The organism is Sorangium sp. So ce448, from assembly GCF_051520915.1.
GTDB lineage: Bacteria > Myxococcota_A > Polyangia > Polyangiales > Polyangiaceae > Sorangium > Sorangium cellulosum_B.
Map to the genome: position 1 here is coordinate 2819982 of NZ_CP150343.1, position 25962 is coordinate 2845943.

The window sequence follows — 25962 nt, forward strand, 5'->3', positions numbered from 1 at the left end:
CAAAGCACATCCTGTGTCACGAGCTCTGTGTGGCGAGCTCGGGCGTTCCAGGCTCGCCTGCGGGCCGCTCTGGAACCGAATTCTATCGGTTGACAAAATGGAACAAATATTCTACGAAGGGGGTTCCTGAGCCGGAGCTGCTGGCGAGAGCAAATCAGAGCGCGTGGAGGCGAAGATCCTGCGATCGGCGCCCTGGTAGGAGTCCATCATGGCAACGAAGATCGGGTTCATCGGCGTGGGTTTGATGGGGCACGGCATGGCCAAGAACCTCCTGGCCAAAGGCTTCCCCGTCACCGTGATGGCCCACAGGAATCGCAAGCCGATCGAGGACCTGCTCGCGCAAGGCGCGAGCGAAGCCAAGACGCCGCGCGCCATCGCCGAAGCCTCCGACGTCGTCATCCTGTGCGTGACCGGCGCCCCGCAAATCGAACAGGTCGTGTACGGAGACAACGGAATCCTGGGCGCCGTCAAGAAAGGCATGATCTTACTCGACTGCTCCACGGGCGAGCCGGCCATGAGCGAGCGCGTCGCGAAGGACCTGGCGGCGCTCGGCGCGTCCTACGCCGACGCACCGCTGGCGCGCAGCCCCAAGGACGCCGAGGCGGGCAGGCTGAACACCATGGTCGGCGCCGACGAGCAGACGTTCGGTGAGGTGCGGCCGGTGCTGGAAGCGTTCTGTGAGAACGTCTTCTACATGGGCGGCGTCGGCGCCGGCGCCCGCACCAAGCTCATCTACAATCTCATCACGATGGGGCACGCGGCGCTGATCGCGGAGGCGCTGTGCGCGTGCGCGGCCACCGGCGTCGACCTCGGCAAGTTCGCCAAGGTGGTGGGCGGCGGCGGCGCCAACAGCGGCATCTTCCAGCTGATCGTGCCGAAGATCCTGGAGAGCGGAGACTTCAGCGGGCTCAACTTCACGCTCGCCAACGCCGCGAAGGATCTCCGTTACTACAACCGCATGGTGGCGGACGTGCCGCTCACGGCGCCGATGGGGCCGGCGGTGCTCAATTCGCTCGTGTCCGCGCTCAACTCCGGCTTCTCCGACGGGCTGGTCGGACACATGGTCGCCTCCCACTGCAAGCAAAACGGCATCGAGCTCAGGAAATGACCTCTCGCGTCCTGAACCTCGTGGGGGTGGGCGTGCTGTGCGTGCTCGCCGCAGCGTGCGACAAGAAGGCTGGCGCCGCGGGAGCTTCGTCCTCGCAAGCGGAGTCAGGCAAGCCGCCGATCCTGATCGGCATCACGGCGGACGCCAGCGGCCAGTACGCGAACAGCGGCGATTCCGACAAGCGCGGCATCATCATGGCCATCGAAGAGGCCAACGCCAGGGGCGGCGTGCTCGGTCGCCCCGTGAAGTGGGTTCACATGGATACCGAGACGACGCCCGCCACGGGGTCGCGCGTCGCCGAGCGCATGATCAAGCAGGACAAGGTCGCCTTTCTCGTCGGCGGCGTCAGCTCCGGTGTGGCCAACGCCATATCCCAGGTGGCGCAGAAGTACGGTGTCATCTACCTCAACACCAACAGCAGCTCCGCCACGGAAGCCGGCGAGAACTGCCACCGCGTGAAGTTCGTGTGGGACGCCAACGGCAGCAACTTCACCCAGGCTTCCACCAAGGGCGCGATCGAGAAGTTCGGCAAGAAGTGGCTCTTGCTCACCAACGATTACGTGTGGGGTCACGACACCGCCAAGGCTACCAAGAAGGTGGTCATGGACAACGGCGGCGAGATCATCGACGAGATCCTGGTGCCGCAAGGCACGCGTGACTTCAGCGCCATCCTGCTCAAAGTGCAGCAGAAGGCACCGAACGTTATCGCCGCCGCCGTCGGCGGCGACGACTTGAAGGCCCTGCGCGCGCAGGTCGCGCAGACGAAGCTGGGCGACAAGTACGCCTGGATCAACAACCAGCAAGACTGGCCGGACATCTACGGCTTGCCACGCACGGACCTGTTCGGCGTGTTCGGCACGACCTGGTACCAGGGGCTCGACTTGCCTGGGGTCAAGGAGTTCAACGCCAGGTACGCGAAGGCCAACCCCGACTCCAAGATCAAGACGCCGGGCAACGTGTTCTACAACGGCTACTGGGCGACCCGCTCGCTGCTGGAGGCGGTCGAGCGCGCCAAGACCACCAAGAACCACGCGGTGATCAAGGAGCTGGAAGGCCTGAAAATTCCAGCCAAAGACCGCATGCAGCACCACGACGCCTACATGAACCCGGCGACGCACCAGCTGCAGCAGACCATCTACCTGGCCACCGCCGACCTCGAGTCGCAGAACCCCGACGAGCTGTTCAAGATCCTCAGCCACGCCGACCCCAGCCAGGTCGTCGACAGGGACGCGGACGCCAAGTGCAAGCTGGAGCCGATCGAGTCGATGCCCGTCTACGAGCCGTGAGCCGTGCTGCCCCACCTGATCAACGGCATCTCGCTCGGCATTCTGTTCGGGCTGCTGGCGCTCGGCTTCATGCTCATCGTCGGCGTCATGGAGGTGATCAACCTGGCGCACGGCTCGCTGTTCGCGCTCGGCGCCTACCTGGCGGTGGAGATCATCAATCCCGGGTTCATGGGTGAGGCGGCCAGCCCGTACCTGGAGCTGCCGCTGGCGCTCAGGTACGGGCTGGCGCTGATCGTGGCGCCCCTGGTGCTCGGGGTCGTGGGCATGGGCCTGGAGCGCTGCGTCCGCCGCACCTACGGCAAGAAGGCCGAGTACGGCCTCCTGCTCACCTTCGGCGCCTCCCTGGTGCTCGAAGAAGGCATTCGCATCGCGTGGGGCCCGGGCGAGAAGAACCTGCCGGTGCCGGAGGCCGTGAACGGCGCGTTCATGGCCGGTGACCTCTTCTATTCCAAGTACCGGTTCTTCGCCGCTTTTCTGGGCATCGTGCTGATGGCGCTGGTGTGGCTCTTCCTGGAGAAGACGCCCTACGGAGCCCGCGTGAAGGCCGGCGCGCACGACGCCGAGATGGTGCGCGCGCTCGGGATCAACATCGGTCGGCTGCGGCTGTTCGTGTTCGCCATCGGCGCCGGCCTGGCGGCGCTGGCCGGCATCATCCTGACGCCGATCTGGGGCCTGCGCCCGCACGTGGGCGTCGACGCGGTGATTCCGTCGTTTCTCATCATCGTGCTGGGCGGGGTCGGCAGCTTCTGGGGCGCCGTGCTCGCCGGGATGCTCGTCGGCATCACGGTCGGCATCACCGGTGGATACGCCGCCGAGTGGTCGGTCATGTCCATGTACCTCTTGCTCATCCTGGTGCTCAGCGTCCGCGCGCGCGGGCTGATGGGTAAGAAGAGCGCGCTCGAGGCCTGACCGATGTCGCTGTACACACCCATCACCGCCAGAGATAGTCAGGCTCGCGGCCAAGCCTGGGTCACGAGGCCCATGCTGATCACGCTGGCCTTGATGGCGAGCTTCCCGCTCTGGGCCGAGCACGTCGGGCTCTATCAGTACCTCGGCATCGAGGTCGCGATCTGGACGCTGTACGCGCTCGGCTACAACTTGCTCATGGGCTACACGGGCCTGCCCGCGTTCGGCCAGGGCGCGTTCCTGGGCGTCGGCGCCTACGTCTACGGCCTGTGTTACCTGAACTGGTCGCAAAATCCGCTGATTTGCCTGGCGCTCGGCGCGGTCGCGGGCGGCGTCGGCGCCGCGCTGGTCGGGGCGCTCGTGGCGCACCGGCGCGGCATCTACTTTGCCCTCCTCACGATCGCCTGCGGGCAGGTGTTCTGGTTCGTGGCCATGAAGGCGCACTCGATCACGGGCGGGGAAGACGGCTTGCTCAACGTTCGCCGGCCGGCGCTGGCTGGGCTCGATCTGGGGGACAACGTCACGCTCTACTACGTGGTGCTCGCCATCCTGGCGCTCGCGATCGTGGCGCTGTGGCGCCTGGTGCACTCGCCGTTCGGCAAGGCGCTGCAAGCCATCCGCATGAACGAGTCTCGCGCGCGCTTCGTCGGTTACAACGTGTGGCTCACGAAGTGGGCCGTGATAGCGCTGTCCGGCGTGTTCGCTGGGCTGGCCGGCGGGCTCCTGGCCGTGTCGCAAGAGAGCGCCTATCCGGACGTGATGAGCGTGCACAGCTCCGGCTTCATCGTCATGGCGGTGCTGATCGGCGGCGGCACCGTGAGCTTCTGGGGGCCGGTGCTGGGCGCGCTGGTGTTCATCGTCGCGCGTGACCTGCTCGGCGCCGCGACCGAGACCTGGCTGCTCTGGTACGGCCTGCTCTTCATGGCGGTGGTGCTGTTCCAGCCCGAAGGCATCGCCGGCGCGTTTCAACATCACCGCGCCAAGCTCCTGGGCCGATCTCGCGCGGCCGGACCCGAGCAGCTGCCCACGGAGGCTGAAAATGGCTCTGTTTGAGGCCATCCACCTGAGCAAGCGCTTCGGCGATCGGGTGGTCCTGGAGGACATCACGCTGTCGTTCGAAGAGGGCCAGCTGTCGGGCATCATGGGCCCGAACGGCGCCGGCAAGTCGACCTGCTTCAACGTGCTCACCGGTCACTTTCCGCCGGATCGCGGGCAGGTGCTGCTGGATGGACAGGACATCACCGGCCTGTCGCCGCGGCAGATCGCGCAGAGGGGTGTGGCGCGCTCGTTCCAGATCATGAGCTTGTTCGACGGGTTCACGGTGCTGGAGAACGTGCTGTTCGCCGTGCCGGAGATGCGCCGCTCCGGCATGAACCCGTTCAAGAGCGTCGCCGCCGACTCCGCCGCCATGGATAAGGCGATCCGCATCGTCGAGCAGGTGGGGCTCGGCCAGCACCTGGACAGCAGATCGATCAACCTGTCCTACGGCCAGCGCCGCGCGCTCGAGATCGCCGTGGCGCTCGCGGCGGAGCCGCGCGTGCTCTTCCTGGACGAGCCCACGCAAGGCATGGGCGCCGAAGGGCGCGACCGGTTGCTGGAGCTGATCCTCACGCTCAAGCGCCGCTTCACCATCGTCATGATCGAGCACGACATGGACTTCTTGTTCCGCCTGGCCGATCGCGTGTCGGTGATCCACTGGGGCCAGGTGATCGCGCAGGGCACGCCGGACGAGCTGCGCTCGGATCCCTGGGTGCGCCGAGCGAAGCTGGGAGCGCCGGCCGATGCTTGAGATCCGGGGGATCGAGACCTTCTACGGCGAGACGCAGGCGCTGTTCGGCGTCGATCTGAGCGTCGGCAAGGGCGAGGCCGTGGCACTCCTGGGACCGAACGGAGCGGGCAAGACGACCGTCTTGCGCTCCATCCTCGGTCTCACGCCGGCTCGCCGCGGGGCCATCCGCTTCCGCGGCAGCGAGATCACGCGCGCGGCCACGAGCGACATCGCCTGCGCCGGCATCGGCTGGGTGCCGGATGATCGCCGCATCTTCCCCGCGCTCAAGGTGAGGACAAACCTTCAGCTGGGCAAGAAGAAGACGGCGTTCCGCAGCTGGAGCGAGAAGGACGTGTTCGGCCTGTTCCCCGCGCTGGAGTACCTTCTCGATCGCGACAGCGAGAACCTCTCCGGCGGCGAGATGCAGATGGTCGCCATCGGCCGGGCGCTGCTGGGCGGTCCCGGCCTGGTGCTGCTGGACGAGCCGTCGCAAGGCCTCGCGCCCAAGCTGGTGCAGGACGTCATGAAGACCATCGCGCGCCTGCGTGACGAGGGCATCAGCGTGCTGGTGGTGGAACAAAACGTGCGCAGCGTGCTGGCGGTGTGCGATCGCGCGTACGTCATCCGCAGCGGCCGGGTCGTGCACCACGGGCCGGCCAGGGCGTTGCTGCAGGACGAACACCTGCTGGGAGAGCTGTCATGACGGCGCCGATCCTCGAGGTGCGGAACCTGAAGAAGACGTACTCGCGCGGCCTGTTCACCAGGAAGCAGACGTTCAGCCTCAGCGCCTCGTTCACCATCGAAGGGCCGGAGATCATAGGCGTGATGGGGCCGAACGGCGCCGGCAAGACGACCTTGTTCGAGATGCTGTCGGGCAGCAACGTGCCGACCAGCGGGCAGATCCTGTGCGGCGGGCGCGACATTCAATCAGTGAAGTACCGCGAGCGTGACCGCATGGTGATTCACTATCACCAGTCGTATCAGGTGCGCTCGGTCAAGAAGACCAAGCCCAATTTCATGCTGCAGCCGGCGGGGTCCGACTACCCGCTGGTGCACATCTTCGACGAGCCGCAGTTCAGCACGCAAGACGGCTACATCGGCTTCATGCTGAGCTTCTTCAAGCAGCTCCGCGCGAGCGGCCGCGTGGTCATGCTGTGCGTTCACCCCTACGAGCCGTTTCACATCGACATCATGCGTGACCACTGCGAGCGCTTCCTGTTCGTGGCCGGTGGTCAGGTCGCGGAGCTGCCGACGTACGGCAGGCTGCTGGACCATACGGGCGTGCGCGACTACCTGGGCGCGCTCGCAGATTGCTGAGCAACGAAAATGACTCCGCCTAGAATCGAAACGAAGAACAAGAGCAACAACCCGAGCCGCGTCGCGATGGTGACGGGCGCCGGCGGCGCCATGGGCGCGGCGATCGCGCGCTTCTTGCACGCCGAAGGCCACCGCGTGGTGCTGGCCGACGCAGATCGCGCGGCGCTCGATGCGGTGACGGCCTCCCTTGGCGAAGGCTCCTACCCGCTCCTGTTCGATCTGAGCGACCCGGCGCAGATCGAGGCCGCGTGCGCCGACGTGCGCGAGCGCGTCGGGGCGGTGGAGATCCTGGTCAACAACGCGGGCGTGCTCTCCAACCACAAGCTGGCGGAGACCACTCCGGAGGAGTGGCGCAAGATCATGGCCGTCAACCTGGACGGACCGTACCACCTGAGCCGCGAGTGGGTGCCTTATATGCGCGAGCGCAAGTGGGGCCGCATCATCAACATGTGCTCGGTGGCCATGAAGACCGGCGGGCTCACGGCCGGCACCGCCTACACGGCGTCCAAAGGCGCGCTCGGCGGGCTCACGTTCTCGCTGGCGCGAGAGCTGGCGCCGCATGGCGTGACCGTGAACGCCATCGCGCCGGCCTACGTGAAGACCAGGATGATCACCGAGCAGCTCACGGAGGAGCAGCGGCAGCAGACGCTGAAGCAGATCCCCGTCGGCCGCTTCTGCGAGCCGGAGGAGATCGCGCACGCCGTGGTGTTCCTGTCCTCGCCCCTGGCCGGCTTCATCACCGGTGAGCTGCTCGACATCAACGGCGGTTTGCACCTGGATTGAGGCCATCATGAGGACCACCGCGCCCAGCATCTCAAGGACCTTGCCCGACAAGGTCGCGTACGTACCGGGCGGCACCGGCGTGCTCGGCGCGGCGATCGCGCGCGGCCTGGGCCAAGCCGGCGCCAAGGTGGTGGTGGGCGGCACCGACGAGCTCAAGCTGCGCGCGGTGACGGACTCGGTGCTCGCTACCGGGGCGGAAGCCAAGGCCGTCGCCTTCGACGCCCGCTCGGTGAAGGACATCGGGCGCTCGGTCGACGCGGTCTGCGACTACTTCGGGCGCTGCGACATCCTCGTCAACGCCGTCGGCATTCATCGCGAGCAGAGCGTGCTCGAGGCGACCGAGGAGAGCTTCGACAGCGTGCTCGACCTCAACCTGAAGGCGGCCATGTTCCTGGGGCAGGCCGTCGCGCGGCGTCAGGTGCAGCAAGGGCAAGGCGGGCGCCAGGTGCAGATCCTGTCCGTGCGCGCCTCGCTGGCCCTGCGGGGTAAAGGCTATTCGGCCTACACCTCGAGCAAGGGCGGCCTGGCCATGATCGTCAGACAGCACGCGGTGGAGCTCGCGCCGCATCGCATCAACGTGAACGGCGTGGCGCCGACCTTCGTGCAGAGCGAAATGGCGCAACACGTCCTCGAGAACCTCGAGCAACGAGCCAAGCTGCTCGAGCGCATCCCGCTCGGTCGCGCCGCGGAGCCGGAGGACGTCGTCGGACCGACGCTGTTCTTCTGCGGCCCAGGCAGCGACTTCGTGACCGGGCAAATCCTGTACGTCGACGGAGGCCTGACGGCCTGCCAGTAGCGCGGCCCGAGCCTCGATAGGTAACGAAGACATGATCAAAAAACTGCAGAACCACGTGGGCGGCAAGATGACGGACAGCTCCACTCAGCGCTGGGGCGACGTCTTCAACCCGGCGCTCGGCGCCGTCACGAGCAAGGTGCCGATGTCGACGGCCGCCGAGGTGTCGAGCGCTGTGGCCGTCGCCAAGCAGGCATTCGAGAGCTGGTCGGCGACGCCACCGGTGCGGCGCGCGCGCGTCATGTTCGAGCTCAAGGGCCTGATCGACCAGCACATGGACGAGCTGGCGGGGCTCGTCACCGCCGAGCACGGCAAGGTGCTGGAGGACGCGCGCGGCTCCGTGACGCGCGGCATGGAGGTCGTGGAATTCGCCGCCGGTATTCCGCAGCTGCTCAAGGGTGAGTACTCGGAGGGCGTGGCGCGCGGCGTCGACAGCTGGTCCTTTCGCCAGCCGCTCGGCGTTTGCGCCGGCATCGGGCCGTTCAACTTCCCGGCCATGATCCCGCTGTGGATGGCGCCGATCGCCATCGCCTGCGGCAACACCTTCGTCATGAAGCCGTCGGAGAAGGTGCCGTCGCTGTCGCTGCGCCTCGCGGAGCTGTGGGCGCAGGCAGGGCTGCCGCCGGGCGTGTTCAACGTCGTGAGCGGCGACAAGGAAGTCGTCGACGCCTTCATCGAGCATCCAGACGTCGCGGCGATCAGCCTGGTCGGCTCCACGCCCGTGGCCGAGAACGTCTACCAGCGCGCGACGCGGGCCGGTAAGCGGGTGCAGGCTCTGGGCGGCGCCAAGAACCACATGATCGTCATGCCCGACGCCGACCTGAGCCACACGGTCGACGCGCTGATGGGCGCCGCCTACGGCTCGGCCGGTGAGCGCTGCATGGCCATCTCGGTGGCCGTCGCGGTCGGCCCGGAAACGGGCGACCGCCTGGTCGAGGCGCTCATCCCCAGGGTCAAGGCGCTCAAGATCGGGCCCGGCAACCAGCCGGGGATGGACATGGGGCCGCTGGTCACCAAGCAACACCTCGAGAAGGTTTCCGGCTACGTGGACCTCGGCGTCAAGGAAGGCGCCAAGCTGCTGGTCGACGGGCGCGGCCTCAAGATTCCGGGATCTGAAAACGGCTTCTTCCTGGGTGGCTGCCTGTTCGACCACGTCACCTCGGCCATGACGATCTACCAGGAAGAGATCTTCGGCCCGGTGCTCGCCGTCGTCCGCGTGCCGACGCTCGACGCCGCCATCCAGCTGGTGAACGCCCACCGCTATGGCAACGGCGGCGCCATCTTCACCAGCCGCGGCGACGCTGCGGACGAGTTCACCAAGCGCATCCAGATCGGCATGGTTGGCGTGAACGTGCCCATCCCCGTGCCGATGGCGTTCCACAGCTTCGGCGGCTGGAAGGCCTCGCTGTTCGGCGATCACTACATGCACGGTCCGGAAGGCGTCCGCTTCTTCACGCGCATGAAGACCGTCACGTCGCGCTGGCCGCGAGGCGCCAGCGTCGGCGCGAGCTTCGCCATGCCCACGGTGAAATGAATGAGGCCGCGCGAACCCCCGCATCCGGAGACGTACGATCAGCTGGAAAAAGCGATCATCAAGCAATTTCCCAGCCTGAGCAAGCGTCTCCAGCAGATCGCCAGCCACGCTCTCGACAACCCCAGTGAGCTCGCGCTCGATACCATCGCGCAGGTCTCGCAGCGCGCCGGTGTGCAACCCAGCAGCCTCATCCGCTTCGCCAAGGAGTTCGGCTTCTCCGGTTACAGCGACATGCAGCGCGTGTTCCGCACACGGCTGACCGACGCCATGCCGGACTATAAAGAGCGCCTGCGCTCCCTCAACGGCACCGATGGCGCCCCGAGCGAAGAAGCCAAGGACGACGCCAGCGCGCTGCTCGACCAGTTCATCGAAGCGGACATCGTCGGCCTGCGCCGGTTGCAGCAGCAAAAGCGGATGGGGCCGCTGCTGGAGCGAGCCTACCAGCTGATCACGGACTCGGAGATCGTGTACCTGGTGGCGCACCGCCGCTCCTTCCCGATCGCCTGCTACCTGGCCTACGCCTTCAGCCAGATGAACGTGCGAAACGTGCTGGTGGACGGCGTGGGCGGCATGTTCATGCAGCAGGTCGGCCACGCCACGAATCGCGACGTCATCCTCGCCATCAGCTCCAAGGCGTATTCGCCGGACGTGGCGCAGGTCGTGCGTGAAGCCAAGCAGCGTGGCGTCAAGATCATCGCCATGACCGACAGCCCGCTCAGCCCGCTGGCCGAGCACGCCGACGTCAGCCTGGAAGTACAGCAAGCCTCGGTCGGCATGTTCCGCTCGCTCGCCGTCACCATTACGTTGGCCGTCACGCTCATCGTCGGCGTCGGCCGCGCCGTGGAGGCCAAGCGCAGCCACAGTAACGGCAAGAAGTCGAAATGATTGTCCTGAAGGCTTCAGGCGGGGTCAGGCGTCAGGCAAGCGGTCGCGGAGAGGTGCGACAACGCGGGGGCGGGCTGCGACGCGGCAGCCCCCCGGGCCCCAGCCGCCGGCCGGCGCTGGTCAGCTCACTTGTCTGGATTCGGAATACGCAGGTCGCGGATGAAGCTGAGCAGCCCGTAATACGCATCGAGGAAGGCGCGCAGCGCGCGGCGGGTGGCGGCGAAGCCGTCGAACTCGGCCACCTTCATGCCCTTGGGATCGTAGGCGCGCCGGAAGTCCTCGAACTGCTCGGAAAGTTCGGTCATGGCTTGCGGCGGAACCGGGTTGTCGATGCGCGGGATGACCGGGACGGTGGAGGCGTTGAACTTGCGCTGCCACTCCGGAGGAATCGTGAGGATGACGTCCCCGCCGATCAGCTCCGACCAGTGCAGGTGATGGCGGTAGGCGGCGGCGAGCAGGCGCGTGCGGTAACCGGACTGCTTGAAGGTCTTGAGCGCGTTCTTGAACACCGCGACACCGGCCCAATCCAACGTGCCGGGAGTCGGCACCTTGCCCTGTTGTTCGCACACGACCTTGAGCCAGTCGTCGAGGCGGCCGACCATGATGGTGCAGACCGGGACCATGTTGGCCGTGGAATGACCCGCTGCCTCACGGCGCTTGAGCCCTCGTTCGACGGCTTCGGCGACGGCGACGGCCTGCGGCGCCGTGAACGATACAGTGGCGTTGACGTTGACGCCCTGCGCCGTCACTTCCTCGATAGCCTGGATGCCGGCCGCGGTCGCCGGAATCTTCACCTGCAGGTTGGGGGCGAGCGACGCGAAGTGCAGCGCCTGGCTCACGAGCGCATCCGGGCTCTTGTGAAATTCCGCATTGGTCTGGATCGACAACCAGCCCTTCTTGCCTCCCGTCCGCTCGAACACGGGCATGAGCAGGCCGGCAGCCTTCACGGACATCTGTTCCATCAGCTTCCAGGCAATCTGCGCCTCCGTCCACGTGGGCTGCGCTTGAAACAGCTCCTCGACGCGCGCCTTCCAGTCGCCGAACTCGGTCTTGAGCACGCTGGCGATGATGGTGGGATTGCTGGTGGCGCCGACCGCGCCGTGCTCGATGGCATACTTGAGCTCGCCTACCGCGCACGAGTCGCTCCAAAAGTCCGTGGGGGTGGTGGAGGCCATTTCGTGCAGTGGGCTGCGGAATGCGGTGGACATTTTGATATTGGAACATATTTTTTATGAATTGGCAAGATTTGGAATAGGAATTCGCAGCTCGCTCACTGTGACCGCGGCGCCCGCCCCGGGTTATAACTTCCTCGGATGGATCGGGACTCGAGCCTCGACGGCCCGTGGTCAGAGCCCAAGAAGATCGATGTTTTTCCCCACACGCCGCCCGGCAGCGACATGTCGTACGAGCGGGGGACCGGCTTTGACAACTGGGTCTTCGTCGTTCCCGGCAGCTGCAAGACTTCCATGCTCATCAAAAATGGCCTGTGCAATGGGACGTCGACCATCCCAATGATTTCGGCATCAACCTGATCACGGAGATCGATCCGACGAGGGCCGGTCACGTGGTTCCGTCCCCCCGACGATCCAGGCAATCCGTCGCGCGGGCGCGGACTCTCGTCGCTCGGCACCGCACGCGCCGGCTGCATTGCCTTGCCAGCGGCGCTGGCCAGCCTGAAGGCACGCATCGCGAACGCGATGAGGGGTGCGTCATCCCCCGCGGGGCGAGGGCATGCTGGCCCGCGTTGTTGTGCACGGTCACGCCGCCTTCACACGGCATAAGTTCTCGAGAACTCGAGCGGTGATTGAGCTTGACGAACAATACGTGAACGTTCACAATCGCTCCTCAACAGGTCACCTTGCGCGTCGGCGAGTCCGTGCGTCGGTGGGGACGCGCGTCCGTGCGTCGGTGGGGACGCGCGGCAGCGGGCGGACACTGTCGGCTTCAAGCTACCGCGGGGTGACCATCCGTCGTGATTCCCGCCTACAGAAGAGGATAGGAATGCATTCGAAGACGATAAGGATGCGTTGGGTTGGCTTTCCTTCGTTCGCCGCCCTGCTCGCGGCGTGTTCCGGCGGCGCCGAGCTCGGCCCGACGCCGGAAGATAACGACGGCGGCAGCTCCGGCGTCACCACATCCGTTGTGACGGGCTCTGGCGGCGGGGCGCCGATGCCTGTGACAGGAGCCACGAGCGGCAACTCCAGCTCCAGCTCCAGCTCCAGCTCCACGAGCGGCTCGGGCGGAGGCGCCACGACCGGCAGCGGCGGCTCCGAGCCCATCGGCTCGGAAATGATCACCGCCCCGGAAGGCAAGATCCCGAACATGCCCATGCCGGCGAACAAGGTCAACTTGCCGCGCAACAGCTGGCGAGACGGCCTGGTGTCGCCGACGCTCGAGGCGGGCCATCACCAGAACCAGCCGATCGTCATCAACGGCTACGTACAGGGCGCCGGCAACGCCGAGATCGTCTTCTACGACATCGCCGATCCGACCAATCCGAAGATGCTATCGCGCATCCAGAGCCCTGGCTTCGATCCCAGGGGAGGGCCCAAGGGCGTCGGCGAGGCGGAGTCGCACCAGACCTCGCTCGGCCGCTATGGCGACAAGTTCTACCAGGTCACCACCTCGGGCACCGGCGTCGACATCTGGGACGTCACCGACGCCCGCGCGCCTCGTCACGTGAGGCTCGTCAAGCTCGACGGCATCAACTACGGGGACTTCACCGACTCCGTCTGGGGAATGTACTGGCAGGGCAGCGTCATCTACGTCGGCGGCACCAACACGGGCCTGCACATCCTGGACGCCGCGGATCCCGAGGACGTGAAGTTCGTCAAGAAGATCCCGATCTCGCAGTTCGGCGGCGTGAGCGCCGGTCCGCTGTGGGCCGTGGGCAATACGCTGGTCATCACGACGCCCAAGGACAACGGCGGCATCGCGACGATGGACATCAGCGATCCGATGAACCCGGTCGCGCTCGACTTCATCACCCCGAGCAAGAGCTACATCTGCGGTCTGTACGGCAAGCACATCTACGTGCAGTCGCCGCTGCGCGTGTGGGACGTGCTGACCGACCCCACCGACATCGGCTCGGCCAATTCACCCATCGCCACGCTGCCCGACTCGGCGTTCAGGGCCAAGGGCTACCCCGCCGGCTCCGAGTACATGAGCTTCTCCGACGGCACTCTGTTCCTCGGTCACCTGCGGCCGGACGCCGGCGTCTCCAAGATCGACGTGAGCGACATCCACAAGATGTCGATCGAGAGCCGGGTCTGGGGGCGGCTCGAGTTCACGAACGGCGACGACCAGTTCTCGATCCCGGTCGGCAGCCTGCTGGTGCTGGCCGACGACGAGCTGCCCTATCGCGGCATGGTCATCGCCGCGCACTCGACCGAGCCGGACACCACGCCCCCGGCGGTCGACACGGTGCTGCCGAAGAACGGAGCGACGGGGCTGTCCAAAAAGTCGCGCATCGGCCTCAGCCTCACCGACAACGTCGAGATCGCCACGGTTCACCACGGCAGCTTCATCGTAAGGCCGATGGGCGGGCAGCCGTTGAAGGGGAGCTTCGGCCTGTACATGGGCATCGTCAGCTTCGATCCCGACGAGGACCTGATGCCGAACACGACCTACGAGATCGTCCTGCCGAAGGACGGCATGAAGGATCTCGTGGGCAACGGCATGGCGGCTGAGTTCAAGTCGACGTTCACGACCGGTCCCTGAGCATGCGCTCGCTCCCGAAGCTCCTCGGCCTGCTCGGAGGCATCTGCGCGGCGGCGGCCTGGCCGGCCGAGGCGCGCGCCGTGACGGCCAGCGTCCCCGTGCGCGCGCCCTCGCTCGCCGGCGAGGCCGTCACGTTCGACCTGACGATCGGCGACGCGGTCGGCCCCGTTCAGGTGCGCTGGGACATGGGAGACGAGACGCGCACCGAGTTCATGGTCGACGACGTGCAGCAGGTCCACACCTACGCCGCTCCCGGCCACTACCCGGTGCTCGTGACGGTGAAAGACGATGTCGGGTTCACCAGCGTCGCCTTCGTGCACACGGCGCACCGGCCGCTCGTCACGGGCAGCGCGGCGGGCTCGACCGACCTCGTGTACGACCCGCCGAACGCGAAGGTCTACACGGCCAATTACGAGAACGACAGCGTGAGCGTGCTCGACGCGAGCGCGCTGACCAAGGTCGCGGAGGTGCCGGTGGCGCGCGGCCCGGTCGGGCTCGCGCTCACCGCGCAAGGCACGCTGTGGGTGCTGCACCGGGATGCGCACTCCGTCTCCATCCTCGACACCGCGTCGCTCTCGGTGGAGCGCGAGATCGCGCTGCCGTACGCGTCGCAACCGATGGGCCTCGCGATCAGCCCGACCGGGGACGCCGCGTACGTGACGCTGATGGCGGTCGGCAAGGTGCTGAAGCTGGACGTGGCGAGCGGCGCCGTCGTGGCCGAGCTTTCGCTCGGCGGTACGCCGCGGGGCGTCTCGGTGTCGCACGACGGCTCGCAGATCTACGTCACGCGCTTCCTCTCCGAGGACAGCCACGGCGAGGTGGCGCGCATCGACGCGGCGACCTTCCAGGTGAGCACGCGCTTCGCGCTCGCCGCGGACACCACGACGGAGGACACGGACCAACAAGGGCGCGGCCTGCCGAACTACCTGTTCTCGGTGGGGCTCTCGCCCGACGGCTCGTTCGCGTGGGTGCCGGGCAAGAAGGACAACATCTTTCGTGGTCCATTTCGCGATGGGCTCGACCTCACCGACGACAACACGGTACGTCCGCTCGTGGCGCTGCTGAACCTCGCGGAGGGCACAGAGGACGTCGCGCGGCGCATCGATCTGGACGATCGCAACCTGCCGAACCAGGTCGTGTTCACGCCGCTGGGCGACTACGCGTTCATCAGCGTCGCCGGCTCGGCCCTGGTGGAGGTCCGCGACGCCTACACCGGCGAGTTCGTGACCGCGCTGAAAGAGGCGGGCTTCGCGCCGCGCGGCCTGGCGCTGACCGAGACCAACAAGCTGTTCGTGCACGCGTCGCTCAGCCGCACGGTGACGGTCTACGACGTCGCAGACATCGTCAGCTCGCACGACCTCATCACCAAGAAGCTGGCCGACATTCCGACGGTCGCCGTGGAGAAGCTCGACCCGCAGGTCTTGCGCGGCAAGCAGCTGTTCTTCAACTCGGCCGATATCCGCATGAGCGACCAGGGCTACATCAGCTGCGCGTCGTGTCACTTCGACGGCGCGGAGGACGGGCGAGTCTGGGACTTCGGCAGCGCGGGGGAGGGGCTCCGCAACACCATCTCGCTGCTGGGGCGGCGCGGCACGGGCCACGGCAACGTCAACTGGAGCGGCAGCTTCGACGAGATCCAGGACTCGGACGACAACATCCGCCACCTGTTCGGCGGGAAGGGCTTCCTGACCGCCGAGCAGCTCGCCGTGGGGACGGTCGGCACGCCGCGCGGAGACAAGAAGGCCGGCCTGAGCCCCGAGCTCGACGCGCTGGCGGCGTTCCTCGGCTCGCTCGACACGTACCGGCCGAGCCCGTTTCGCAACCCCGACGGCTCGCTCACCCAGGACGGCGTGGCGGGTCGCGCCATCTTCAAGCGCCTGGGTTGCGGCTTCTGCCACACGGGTTCCGACGGGACCGACAGCGTGGGTGGCAAGCTGCACGACGTCGGCACCGTGAAGGCGTCGTCTGGTATGCGCGCCGGTGAGCCGCTGTTCGGCATCGACACGCCGACCTTGAACGGCGTCTGGGAGACGGCGCCGTACCTGCACGACGGCTCCGCGCCGACGCTGCGCGATGTCCTCGTCACGGCCAACCCCGACGATCGCCACGCCTTCATCAGCGGGCTCAGCGAAGCCGAGCTCGGGCAGCTCATCGCCTATGTGCAGCAGCTGGACGGCACCGTCGACGCGGAGGCGCCGAGCGAGGACGATGCGGAGGCGCCGAGCGAGGACGGAGGCTTCTTAGGCTTAGGCTGCAGCGTGACGGGCGGGCCTTCGGACCGTCGCGCGCCGCTCCTGGCGTTCGCGCTCGTGGCCAGTTTGATGACGTTCGGCGCTCGCCGCAGGAAACCGTCATGAAGCACCTTCCGAGCCTGTGCCTGGTTTCGCTCCTCCTACCGGCATGCGTCGTCGGCGACATCGGCGAGGTGATTGCCACGGACGAGGCCACGAACAATTGGGACACGCTGCCGCCCGTGAGCGCTCCCGACCCGGAGCTGTCGGCCCTACCCACGCGCGAGGCGCAGTACAGCGCGTTCTGCGCCACGCCGCGCGGCGACAGCTTCTTCCAGGCGGTGTGCGCCACGCCGCGACCGAGCATCACCGACGTCGCCAGCTTGCTCAAAGTCGCGAAGCTCGACGAAAATCGCGCCTTCGCGCTCACCGGCAACTCCACCTCGCTCGTGAAGAGGGCCGTCTCCTCCATCAATCCGCGCCTCATCGTCTTTCCGCGCGTGAGCGAGATGCGCGAGAGGCCGGCCGATATGACCGCGCTCGGCTTCGTTCGCGGCGAGCCCTTCGTCGAGATCGTGAGCCGCGACCTCTCGACCGGTGACTACAACTTCTACCTATTGACCTTCGAGCGACAGTGTGACTACGACGGCGGCTGCGATCTGGCGAGCCTGCTCACCGAAGAGATAGAGCACGGCTGGACGGCGTTCAGCATTTACGGCGAGGAAGACGTCGAGAACACCTCGTTCGACTGTCGCTCGTGCCACCAGCCCGACGGCTACGGCACGAAGAAGATCTTGCGCATGCAGGAGCTGGAGTTCCCCTGGACGCACTGGTTCCCGCAGCGCTTCGTGCAGCGCACGGACTCCGATCGGGTGCTCACGGCGCAGTTCCTGGAAGCCCACGCGCACGACGCGCAGTACGGCGGCATCCCCATCGCGACCATCCAGAATGCGATCGACGAGGGCAGCGGGGCGCAGCTCGAGGCGTTGCTCGTGGCCGAAGGCCAGTCGGCGCAACCGAACGCGTTCGACCCGCGCATCGAGGCCGAGGCCAAGGCCGGCCCGTCGAGCCCGATCTGGGAGAAGCAGTTCACCGTGTCGCTGGCGGGTGATTCGATTTCGGTGCCTTACCCGCTCGTGGACGTGACGGATCCCGCGCTCCGTGCGGAGCGGACGAGGTCCTACCTCGACGTGGTGACGGGCGCGGTCCCGCGACAGTCCCTGCTCGATTTGCGCGACCTCTTCTCCGCAGACGCCAAGGTGAAGCTCGGCCTGGTGCCGCCGCCGGGAGCGAGCGGGCGCGCCGTGCTCACACAGCTCTGCTCGCGATGCCATGACGGCCGCTCGAACCCGGCGCTGAGGCGCTCCGCGTTCAACGTGAAGAACCTGGACGCCATGCCGCGAGAAGTGAAGGACGCGGCCATCCTTCGGCTGCAGGAGCCCGCGACCTCGCCGCTGCGCATGCCGCCCTGGCGCGCCGCCGACAGTCTGCCCCCCGCGGAGCTCGCCGCGGCCATCGAAGAGCTGCGCAAGTAGCACTGTCTCCTTCCGGTTGACAGGCGCCGTCTGCGCTTCTCGTCGGCGTGGATCGAGTGCCAGAGCGCCATGCTCGGCGAGGACGCGACATATCGTGCGGATCGAGCAGATATAGCGTTCCTCGAGCGACAGCGTGCGCGGCGACCGCCGTGGCCTGTGCGGCCCATGGACCGGGGGCTTCCAGCGGTGATAGGTGGCACGCGAAACGCCGAGAGCGCTGCAGTGCGGCGCGATGCCGACGCGGGGGCCATGCCGGTCGATGGTCTCCATGAAGGCTGCCTGATCGGCTACTCCAGCGGCCTCCCCAACAAGGCGGCCAGTTTTTTTGAATCTCCACCAGCGCCTCGGCGCGCTCTGCACGCGCGGTGGCCCGGGAGAGCTGGCGCTTGAGATCCTCAATCAGGCGATCGCGCGGATCGGGTAAGGTGGCCTTCGGTCCGCGCTTCTTCGGTTGGAGCGCTTCAAGCGCGCCGCGCTCTTGCTCACGTTGCCAGTGCGTCAGGTGCGACGAGAACAGCCCTCGCGCCGCAAGAGCCCAGCGAGCTCGCCAGTGCGACGGGAAGCTGTACAAGCCGCCGCATCGCGCAGGATCCGCAGCTTGTACTCGGCCGTGAAGCGGCGACGGTGCGGCTTGGCCGATACCTCTGTCGGCGCGGTGGGTTGGCGTTCACTACTACCGTTTTTCATTCTATGACGCCGGTGGTGCGCTCCGTCGAGGAGGCGGGGATCGCGCGGCGCGTGACGCGGCTCTGGCCGCTCGTCACGGTCAAGGGATGAGGGCACGAGCCGGACGACGGCTCCGCCCGCGAGCGGGCGCCTGAGGGGCGCCCGCTCCTGGTTCCACCCGACGAGCGCCTACCGGCGCCGACGTCCAAGAACGAGCGCAGAAGCGGCCAGCCAGAGAGCGGCGGCGAGTCCGCCGCCCCCGGTGCTCGCGCCCGTCCGGCAAGCGCACGAGCCGTCCGAGTCGTCGCCGGCCGCGTCGTTCCCACCGGTGGGTCCGGCGCTGCCGCTGCTGCCCGCGACGGCGGAGCCGGTCGTTCCGCCGGTGCCTGCGGCGACCGCGCCGCCGCTGGCCGAGGTCGTGCCCCCGGCGGCGGCGCTGCCACCGGTGCCCGAGGTCGCGCCCCCGGCGCCGGCGGTGGCATCGCTGCCGCCCGTTCCCGGGTCCGAGCCGCCGGCACCGCCTCCGCCGCCGTCGCCCCCGTCACCCGGCATGGTGGGTCCGGTAAACCGCCACCAGTTGAACTTGAAGAGGTCGCCGCCGCCACCGACGAACTTCAGGAACAGGTCGTGTTTCCCGCTGCCCCCGCTGACCGCGCAGGTCTTGGTGGTCCAGGCCGACGCGCCCGAGACGTCGCACGTCCCGAGGAGCGTGCCGTTCTGACTGTCGAGGTGGAGCTCGATCTTCGCGTCGCCGGCCGCGGACGACACCCGCGCCTCGAAGGAGGTCACGCCGTCCAGGAAATCGACGTCCTTCACCTTGATGTAGTCGTTATTGCTGATGGACGTGACGTTCATGCCGCCGCCGGTGTCGGTGCACACCTCGGTCTTGAGCCCGGACGAGAAGGCGATGGTCTCGGCCTCGACTTGCTTGAACGGATTCAGCGTGTCGACGGCGGACGGTCCGTTCGTGGACATCATGATCTTCGGAATGCTGCCGTCGGCGCCGTAGGTGAACTCCTCCACGCACACCGAGCGCTTGAAGTCACCGCCGCCCGGCAATGCGTTGTTGTGATAGAAGAAGTACGAGTGCCCCTTGTAGTCGACGACGCCGGCGTGATTGGTGTAGGTGCGGCCAGCGCCCATGATGTCGCCGCGGATGGTCCAGGGCCCGGTCGGGCTGTTGCTGGTCGCGTAGCTGATCTTCTCGGTCCCGGCGATGGCGGCGTAGATGAGGTAGTACAGCGATCCTCGCTTGTGGAGCCACGGCCCCTCGGTGAAGCCGTTCAACGGCACCTCGGTGATGCTTCCCGAGGTGCTGATCATGTCCGAGTTCAGCTTCACGTGCCGGAGCTTGGCATTCCCCCAGTACATGTGGGCCTGTCCATCGTCGTCGACGAGCACCGTCGGGTCGATGTTGCCGCCTCCGGGCGCCACGGCCAGCTCCTTTCCCAGCGGGTCCATGAACGGGCCTGCCACATTGTCCGATACGCCCACGCCGATCTTCGCGCCGGTGTTGTTGTTCAGCGGCACGTATAGATAGTACTTGCCGTTCCTGGCGACACCCTGCGGCGCCCACGCATTGTCGGTTCCCCACTTGAAGGACTTGTAGCCCGCCACCGAGCCGTGGTCCCTCCAGTTGACCATGTCCGTGGTGGAGTAGAGCTTCCAGTCGTTCATGGTGTAGAAGTTGTTCACCGACACGTCCTCGTCGTGGGACGTGTAGAGGTACAACGTGCCTTCGTGCACCATGGGAGCGGGGTCGGCCGTGTAGTTGGTCTGCACGATCGGGTTGTCCGCCCGAGCGGGGGACGGAATCGCGGCGACGACGGCCAGCGCCATCGCCGGCAGGGTCATTCTCGTTGCTCGGTACCACGTTGTGTTCAGGCGCACGTTGAATCCTCTCGCAAGCGAAATTGCCGGCGCCCCGCACCCCTGGTGCTGACTCGACGAAGGCGCCATCGATGAGAGGATGGCCTGCGCAAAGGCACGCAGGGCGACCCCCCAGGGCAAAGAACAAGTATACCCTTTCGAAATGTGAACGATCACATTCCTGGTGTCAAACCCAATCGACCGGCCCGGGCGGCGTCCTCGATCCGAAGGAGGACAGCGCCGGCGGGCTCATCCGGCGCACCGCGTCACGGGGAGTGGGCGGGCGCCGGACCGCGGTGATCGCAGGCTCGATGCGCTCGACGCCGACCTGCGCACGGACGGCTGGCGCTCGATGGAGGCCTGCGCGCGGACGGCCGGCGCTCCATGCCGCAGGCGACAGGCGCCCTGGGTATCGCCCCTTGTGCGCGACGACTCGAGCGCGCGCTCCGGCCAAGGGCTCGCCCCATCATCGGCCGATTTGGATTGACGTTGCCCATGTGAACGATCACATTTCGAGCTGCGATGGGTTTGTTGAGCTTGCCCTTTCACCGGATCAGGAGACGCCAGATGTCGATAAGCAGGAAGCTGATGGGGGTCATGATCATGAGCGTCGGCATCGGCTCTGCCGGCGGCTTTGCGGGCGCAGCATGGGCCGCGGGCGCGAAGGCGGACGTCCCCGCATCCGTCGCCGAGGGGAAGGATTTCGGCTGCGGCGCAAAAGGACAGAAGGCCTGTCCGATGCAGGGCTGGATGAAGACGGTGATGCAGTCGGCGACCACGAGCGGCGATGGCGCGAAGATCGCGTCGGCGCTGGACTATGTGGCGTCGAAGCCGCCGCCCGGGATGGCGAAGTGGGTCGCGATATCGAAGGAAGGCGCGGAGAAGGCCAAGAAGGGCGACATCGACGGCGCCAAGGCGAGCTGCAAGGCCTGCCATGATCTGTACAAGGCGGAGTACAAGGCGAAGCTCCGTGATGCCGCCTTCTGAGGCGCCGCGCTCTGCTCTCGCATTTATCAAGCGACAGTAGAACTGGCTCTCCCGCGCAGCCCCGGACCGGCGGAGCGCCCGCGATGCGCAACCAGGCGCGAAAGTGAGCGAGGTTTCGCTCAACTCCGCGCCCGAGTGAGCGAGGTTTCGCTCACCATGCCCACGCGCGCCTCCGAGGGCTGTCGCATCGTGCCCACGAGGCACCGAGACACCATGCGAAGGAGGCGGCGTCACAGGCAGGCGTCCGGCGGCCACGGCCCACTGGGAATGGCCCGAAGCTGCGGGGGGTTGATGCGCGGGCACCGGGCGAGCGGCGCGACCCCCGGCGGCTGACGACCCACTCAGGGCAAAGCCGGAGGACGAGGCCGGACCGGGGACGTTCACTCCGATCCGCCCCTCCGTCGCCGAGATGGGGCCCGGCCAATGGCAAGCCTCCGCTCGAGCGGCGCATCAAGAGAGGCGAGCGCCGGGGCGCGGTCGTGGTGGATGTCGATTCCATTCCCCCCGCGCGCGACTAAGCTTGGCCCCGATGGACGAAAACTCTCCTCCCGAGGGGCGCATCAAGAGAGGCGGGCGCCGGGCCGCGGTCATGGTCGATGTGGCCAAGCTCGCCGGCGTCTCGTATCAGACGGTCTCGCGGGTCCTGCACGACAGCCCCCACGTGCATCGGGACACGCGGGAGCGCGTGCTCGACGCGATCCGCCAGCTCGACTACCGCCCGAGCTCCGTGGCGCAGGCGCTCGTCACCGGGCGCTCGCGGACGTTCGGTGTGGTCAGCTTCAACACGACGCACTACGGCCCGGCGTCGACGCTCCACGGGCTCGAGACGGCGGCGCACGACGCCGGGTACGGCGTCAGCGTCGTCAGCCTGAAATCGCTCAGCCGCGCGCCGGTGGTGGATGCGGTGAAGGGGCTGTGCGATCAGGGGGTCGACGGCATCATGGTCGTCGCCCCGCTGCGGTCGGCGGTGGACGCGCTCCGCCACGTCACCTCCGACGTGCCGGTGGTCGCCGTCGAGGGGGGGCCGGACGATTCGGTCCCGGTGGTCGCCGTCGACCAGCACGGCGGCGCGACGGCCGCCACGCGCCATCTCCTCGACCTGGGTCACCGGACGGTGTGGCACATCGCCGGTTCGATCGAGTCGCTCGAGGCCGAGCAGCGCATCGACGGCTGGCGTTCGACGCTGGAGGCCGCGGGCGTCGAGCCGCCGCCTCTCCTGCGCGGCGACTGGAGCGCACGCTCGGGCTACGAGCTCGCCCCGCAGCTGGCGCGCACGCCAGGCGTCACCGCCCTGTTCGTGGCCAACGACCAGATGGCGCTGGGCGTGCTCCGCTACCTCCACGAGATCGGACGCGCGGTGCCGCGGGACATCAGCATCGTCGGCTTCGACGACATCCCGGAGGCGGCCTACTTCACGCCTCCGCTCACCACCGTCCGCCAGGACTTCTCCGAGCTGGGGCGCAGGTGCCTCCACTTGCTGCTCGGGCAGATCGAGAGCGGCCGCCGCTCCTGCTCGCGCGTCGTGGTCGACGCCGAGCTGATCTTGCGCAAGAGCACCGCCGCGGTCCCCCGGGACCGATGAGCGCTCCAGCCTGCCAGCTTCGTCTGCACGCATCCCTCACGGATCAGAGACCCGTCCTAGATCCGATAAGACAGTGCAATATCCACCGCAGCCATGAGGCGCTTGTCCTCGTCGGGGTAGAGAGGGCTTTGGGTCTTGTTGCTGTCTGCCTCGGGAGCCCATCCACGTGGCAACGGATTGCTGGCGATGAGACGCGCGGGACAGGTCGCGAGCGCGAGTATCCGGTGAAGGCCATCACGCCGCCCCGCGCGACCCGTCGCCGAAGAGCATCGCCCGCAGCGCCTCGGCCTCCCGCTGCGCCCGCGCCACGATGGGCAAGAGCCCCACGAGGCACGGGGCCGGCACCTCCCGCACCAGGATCACCCCGTTCTGGCTGCGGAACACGCGCACGCCGCGCGCCCGGAGCCTCGCCGGGCTGATCTCGAGCATCACGTCGACCTTCGCGCGCTTGCCCACGGCGCTGCCCAGCGCGTCGGTGCAGTGGACGTGCGTGCGCGCTACCGGCCGGATCCCGTCGCGCGCGATGCCCCTCACGGCGTCCACGCTGGTTCCGTGCCAGATCGACGCGTCGCCGTGGACCTCCTCCCACGACGCCTCGAGGCCCGCGAGCGTCACCGGCATCCCGTCGCGCGAGTGCCCTTGCGAGGCGCGCACCCGGTCGCCGCGGATCTCGAGGCGGTTCTTCGTGTTCTTCTCCACCACCTCGTCGAGCACCGGCCGGGAGATCCGGAGCGCCTTGAGGACGTCGTCCACGGCGACCCAGCCGGCGTCGTCCATGGCGACGCCCTGCGAGGGCGCCGCGTGGCGGAGCAGCCAGGAGAGCTTCTTGCTCGTGTCGGTCAAGCGATCGCGGCCCATCGTCAAGCTCCATTCCCGTCTCGTGAACCGGAGCCGCAGCCCGCGATTCGCGCGGGCACGCAGAGGCCTCCGGAAGGCCCCTGGACGGTGCAGGGACCGGGACCGAAACCGTGAAGGGTATCGGTACGAGGATAAGAATAGACGCCCGGTTATCGTGCGGAAGAAGTATTTCTGGAGTCGCTATCGCATTTCGCGATAGCTTGCCGCCATGCTCAACCTCGACTGGCTCGGCGCCTTCGTGGTCTTCACCGAGCACCTCAACTTCACGCGCGCGGCGCGGGCGCTCCACGTCTCGCAGCCGGCGCTCCACGCCCAGATCGGCAAGCTGGGCGAGGCGCTCGGCGTCACGCTCTACCAGCGGCGCGGGCAGCGGCTGGAGCTCACGGCCGACGGCAAGCGCGTCGCCGCGTTCGGGCGCGAGGTCGGCGAGCGGACGCGCTCGTTCCTCGACGTGCTCCGTCACGGCGAGAGCCGGGAGCCGGTGGTGCTCTGCGCCGGGGAGGGCTCGTACCTCTACCTGCTCGGCGAGGGGATCCGCGCCTTCTCCGCGCGCGGCGCCGCCCCCCTCCGGCTGCTCACGCGCGACCGCGAGGGCACGATCGAGGCCGTCGCGGCGGGCGAGGCGCACCTCGGCGTCGCGCCGCTCGAGGGGGCGCCGGACGGGCTCGCCGCCGATCGCCTCACCGAGGTGGCGCAGGTCCTGGTCGTCCCCGACGACCACCCGCTCGCCCGGAAGCGCCACATCCGGCTGCGCGACCTCGAGGGGGCGCGGCTCGTCGTCCCCGGCCCGTCGCGGCCCCACCGGGCCCTGCTTGCGCAGGCGCTGCTCTCGGCGGGTGTCCGCTGGGAGCCGGCGGTCGAGGCGAACGGCTGGGAGCTGATGCTCCACTTCGTCCAGCTCGGCGTCGGCATCGCGGTGGTCAACGCCTGCTGCCGCCTCCCCCGCGGCCTCGTCGCGCGCCCGCTGCCCGAGCTGCCGCGCAAGGTCTTCTACCTCGTCCGCCGTCGCGGCGGTGAGCTCCAGGGCGCGGCCGCGGAGCTCCGGGAGGCGCTGCTCGCGCACGCCGCGGCGTGGCAGAGAAACCCTGCGTCAGGCGCGTCGGGCGCGCCCGACGCCGCCCCGACGGGGCCCGCGCGCCGGCGCTGAGCCCCGCCATCGCTCTTCCTGCCGCCTGCCGTCCTCTGCCGATCTCCTCCCGGGCTCCGGCTTCCGGGCTCAGGCCGCCTTTCTCGACTTCTGCTTGCCCTGCTTCGCCTTCTTGCCACCGACGTCGTCCGGGCGGCTCACCAGCTTGGAGAAGTTGCTCGGCTGCCCGTCCGCTGTCTTCTCCTGGTACACGAAGGCGAGGTTCGACTCCTCGAACTTGTCGAAGAAGTCCTCCCACGAGATCTCCTCCAGCGTGTCTTCCCCGCTGTACCCAGGGAAATCGATGCGGAGGATGCCAGGCTCGCCGCCCTCCTCGGTGCTCTTCACCGTCGCCGGGCGGCCTCCGCGCGATTCGGCCCACTGCCGGATCTCGTCATGAACGATGGTCGTCTTCGATGAGCTGGCGGACATGGTCTTCCCTCCTGTGCTCGTGGTTCGATGGCGCGGGAAACGGCAATCCGCATGCCATAGGCCGATGAGAAGATCCGGGCACGCGATGGCCGACCTCGTCCATACGGAGGCTCCCGGGGCCGAGCGCGGCGCGCCGCGGAGCCCGTCGCGCCGCCGAACAACCGTGCCGTCGTGCAGGCGGCGCGTCGAGGTCACCAGGCCGAGTCCGTGGTGAAAGCAGGGGATCTCTGCTGTGGTCGAGGATGGGCTCGGCGATGCAATTTGCCCCGCCTGCGGCGGAGTGCTGCCGGCTGGCGCAGGCCCTCGTCGGAGATCGCGTTACCCTGGAGCCGCTTGAACCTGAAGCAGACAGGCCGACAGACTGCCTGCTTGAGTGCTGACAGATAGACTGCCTAACTAACAGAAACAGACCGACACGCGACGCGCGGCGCCTCATGGAGGCACACGTGTACGCCGTGAGGGCATCCCGGTGGCGCTCGCCACGGAACCAGGCGTCCCCAGTGTAGCTCGCGCTCGATGTAACCCCCGTGGGCCGGGCCAACCCGGTTGGGCGGCCGAGAGATCGAGAGAGCGCGT

22 protein-coding genes are annotated in these 25962 nt (G+C 67.7%); 18 read left to right on the forward strand and 4 right to left on the reverse strand.

What is annotated here, in order from left to right:
- Nucleotides 1-208: 208 nt before the first annotated feature.
- The 11 genes from WMF45_RS10870 to WMF45_RS10920 all read left to right on the forward strand — a co-directional run bounded on the left by WMF45_RS10870 (nt 209) and on the right by WMF45_RS10920 (nt 10380).
- On the forward strand, nt 209-1108 hold the full coding sequence (locus WMF45_RS10870; RefSeq protein WP_437716843.1) for an NAD(P)-dependent oxidoreductase: 900 nt from the start codon (nt 209-211) through the stop codon (nt 1106-1108).
- The gene (locus WMF45_RS10875) at nt 1105-2394 is read left to right on the forward strand and encodes an ABC transporter substrate-binding protein (RefSeq protein ID WP_437716844.1); all 1290 of its coding nucleotides are present in this window, start codon (nt 1105-1107) and stop codon (nt 2392-2394) included. Before WMF45_RS10870 ends, WMF45_RS10875 begins: the two co-directional genes overlap by 4 nt.
- A gap of 3 nt (nt 2395-2397) precedes the next feature.
- A complete protein-coding gene (locus tag WMF45_RS10880) occupies nt 2398-3303 on the forward strand; it encodes a branched-chain amino acid ABC transporter permease (RefSeq protein ID WP_437716845.1) in 906 nt (301 codons plus the stop codon).
- A 72-nt stretch (nt 3304-3375) separates the two neighbouring features.
- Nucleotides 3376-4353 carry a branched-chain amino acid ABC transporter permease gene (locus tag WMF45_RS10885; RefSeq protein ID WP_437716846.1) on the forward strand — a complete coding sequence of 326 codons (978 nt, stop codon included), beginning with the start codon at nt 3376-3378 and terminating at the stop codon, nt 4351-4353.
- Entirely contained in the window at nt 4340-5089 is a 750-nt protein-coding gene (locus WMF45_RS10890; protein WP_437551686.1) for an ABC transporter ATP-binding protein, read from the forward strand. The genes WMF45_RS10885 and WMF45_RS10890 overlap by 14 nt, the downstream gene beginning before the upstream one ends.
- Nucleotides 5082-5771, forward strand: a complete 690-nt coding sequence (locus WMF45_RS10895; protein ID WP_437551688.1) for an ABC transporter ATP-binding protein — start codon at nt 5082-5084, stop codon at nt 5769-5771. Before WMF45_RS10890 ends, WMF45_RS10895 begins: the two co-directional genes overlap by 8 nt.
- The gene (locus WMF45_RS10900; RefSeq protein WP_437551690.1) at nt 5768-6385 is read left to right on the forward strand and encodes an ATP-binding cassette domain-containing protein; all 618 of its coding nucleotides are present in this window, start codon (nt 5768-5770) and stop codon (nt 6383-6385) included. The genes WMF45_RS10895 and WMF45_RS10900 overlap by 4 nt, the downstream gene beginning before the upstream one ends.
- Before the next feature lie 9 nt (nt 6386-6394).
- Nucleotides 6395-7168 (forward strand): SDR family NAD(P)-dependent oxidoreductase, encoded by a 774-nt coding sequence (locus tag WMF45_RS10905; RefSeq protein WP_437716847.1) that lies wholly within the window; start codon nt 6395-6397, stop codon nt 7166-7168.
- Between the two features lie 7 nt (nt 7169-7175).
- Nucleotides 7176-7964 (forward strand): SDR family NAD(P)-dependent oxidoreductase, encoded by a 789-nt coding sequence (locus WMF45_RS10910; RefSeq protein ID WP_437716848.1) that lies wholly within the window; start codon nt 7176-7178, stop codon nt 7962-7964.
- 31 nt (nt 7965-7995) lie between these two features.
- Complete coding sequence (locus WMF45_RS10915; protein WP_437716849.1) at nt 7996-9495, forward strand: CoA-acylating methylmalonate-semialdehyde dehydrogenase; 1500 nt, start codon at nt 7996-7998, stop codon at nt 9493-9495.
- Nucleotides 9496-10380, forward strand: a complete 885-nt coding sequence (locus tag WMF45_RS10920; RefSeq protein ID WP_437716850.1) for a MurR/RpiR family transcriptional regulator — start codon at nt 9496-9498, stop codon at nt 10378-10380.
- A 125-nt stretch (nt 10381-10505) separates the two neighbouring features.
- Here the strand turns inward: WMF45_RS10920 and WMF45_RS10925 are convergent, their stop codons facing one another.
- Nucleotides 10506-11588 carry a transaldolase family protein gene (locus tag WMF45_RS10925; protein ID WP_437716851.1) on the reverse strand — a complete coding sequence of 361 codons (1083 nt, stop codon included), beginning with the start codon at nt 11586-11588 and terminating at the stop codon, nt 10506-10508.
- 105 nt (nt 11589-11693) lie between these two features.
- Here WMF45_RS10925 and WMF45_RS10930 point away from each other — a divergent pair, with 105 nt between their 5' ends.
- The 4 genes from WMF45_RS10930 (at nt 11694) to WMF45_RS10945 (ending at nt 17866) form a co-directional block, all read left to right on the forward strand.
- Nucleotides 11694-11912, forward strand: a complete 219-nt coding sequence (locus WMF45_RS10930; RefSeq protein ID WP_437716852.1) for a hypothetical protein — start codon at nt 11694-11696, stop codon at nt 11910-11912.
- A 490-nt stretch (nt 11913-12402) separates the two neighbouring features.
- Nucleotides 12403-14100 (forward strand): Ig-like domain-containing protein, encoded by a 1698-nt coding sequence (locus tag WMF45_RS10935; RefSeq protein ID WP_437716853.1) that lies wholly within the window; start codon nt 12403-12405, stop codon nt 14098-14100.
- Between the two features lie 2 nt (nt 14101-14102).
- A complete protein-coding gene (locus WMF45_RS10940; protein ID WP_437716854.1) occupies nt 14103-16457 on the forward strand; it encodes a PKD domain-containing protein in 2355 nt (784 codons plus the stop codon).
- A complete protein-coding gene (locus WMF45_RS10945) occupies nt 16454-17866 on the forward strand; it encodes a c-type cytochrome (protein WP_437716855.1) in 1413 nt (470 codons plus the stop codon). The genes WMF45_RS10940 and WMF45_RS10945 overlap by 4 nt, the downstream gene beginning before the upstream one ends.
- Nucleotides 17867-18721: 855 nt before the next feature.
- Here WMF45_RS10945 and WMF45_RS10950 read toward each other — a convergent pair.
- A complete protein-coding gene (locus WMF45_RS10950) occupies nt 18722-20386 on the reverse strand; it encodes a glycoside hydrolase family 43 protein (protein ID WP_437716856.1) in 1665 nt (554 codons plus the stop codon).
- A gap of 582 nt (nt 20387-20968) precedes the next feature.
- On the opposite strand from WMF45_RS10950, the gene WMF45_RS10955 reads away from it, so the two are divergent.
- Both WMF45_RS10955 and WMF45_RS10960 read left to right on the forward strand, forming a co-directional pair.
- Nucleotides 20969-21388, forward strand: a complete 420-nt coding sequence (locus WMF45_RS10955; RefSeq protein WP_437716857.1) for a hypothetical protein — start codon at nt 20969-20971, stop codon at nt 21386-21388.
- A 529-nt stretch (nt 21389-21917) separates the two neighbouring features.
- Entirely contained in the window at nt 21918-22970 is a 1053-nt protein-coding gene (locus WMF45_RS10960; protein WP_437716858.1) for a LacI family DNA-binding transcriptional regulator, read from the forward strand.
- A 234-nt stretch (nt 22971-23204) separates the two neighbouring features.
- On the opposite strand, the gene WMF45_RS10965 is transcribed toward WMF45_RS10960, so the two are convergent.
- Entirely contained in the window at nt 23205-23828 is a 624-nt protein-coding gene (locus WMF45_RS10965; RefSeq protein WP_437716859.1) for an RNA 2'-phosphotransferase, read from the reverse strand.
- A 208-nt stretch (nt 23829-24036) separates the two neighbouring features.
- On the opposite strand from WMF45_RS10965, the gene WMF45_RS10970 reads away from it, so the two are divergent.
- A complete protein-coding gene (locus tag WMF45_RS10970) occupies nt 24037-24975 on the forward strand; it encodes a LysR family transcriptional regulator (RefSeq protein ID WP_437716860.1) in 939 nt (312 codons plus the stop codon).
- A gap of 69 nt (nt 24976-25044) precedes the next feature.
- Here WMF45_RS10970 and WMF45_RS10975 read toward each other — a convergent pair whose 3' ends face one another.
- Nucleotides 25045-25386 carry a hypothetical protein gene (locus WMF45_RS10975; protein WP_437716861.1) on the reverse strand — a complete coding sequence of 114 codons (342 nt, stop codon included), beginning with the start codon at nt 25384-25386 and terminating at the stop codon, nt 25045-25047.
- Nucleotides 25387-25962: the final 576 nt, after the last annotated feature.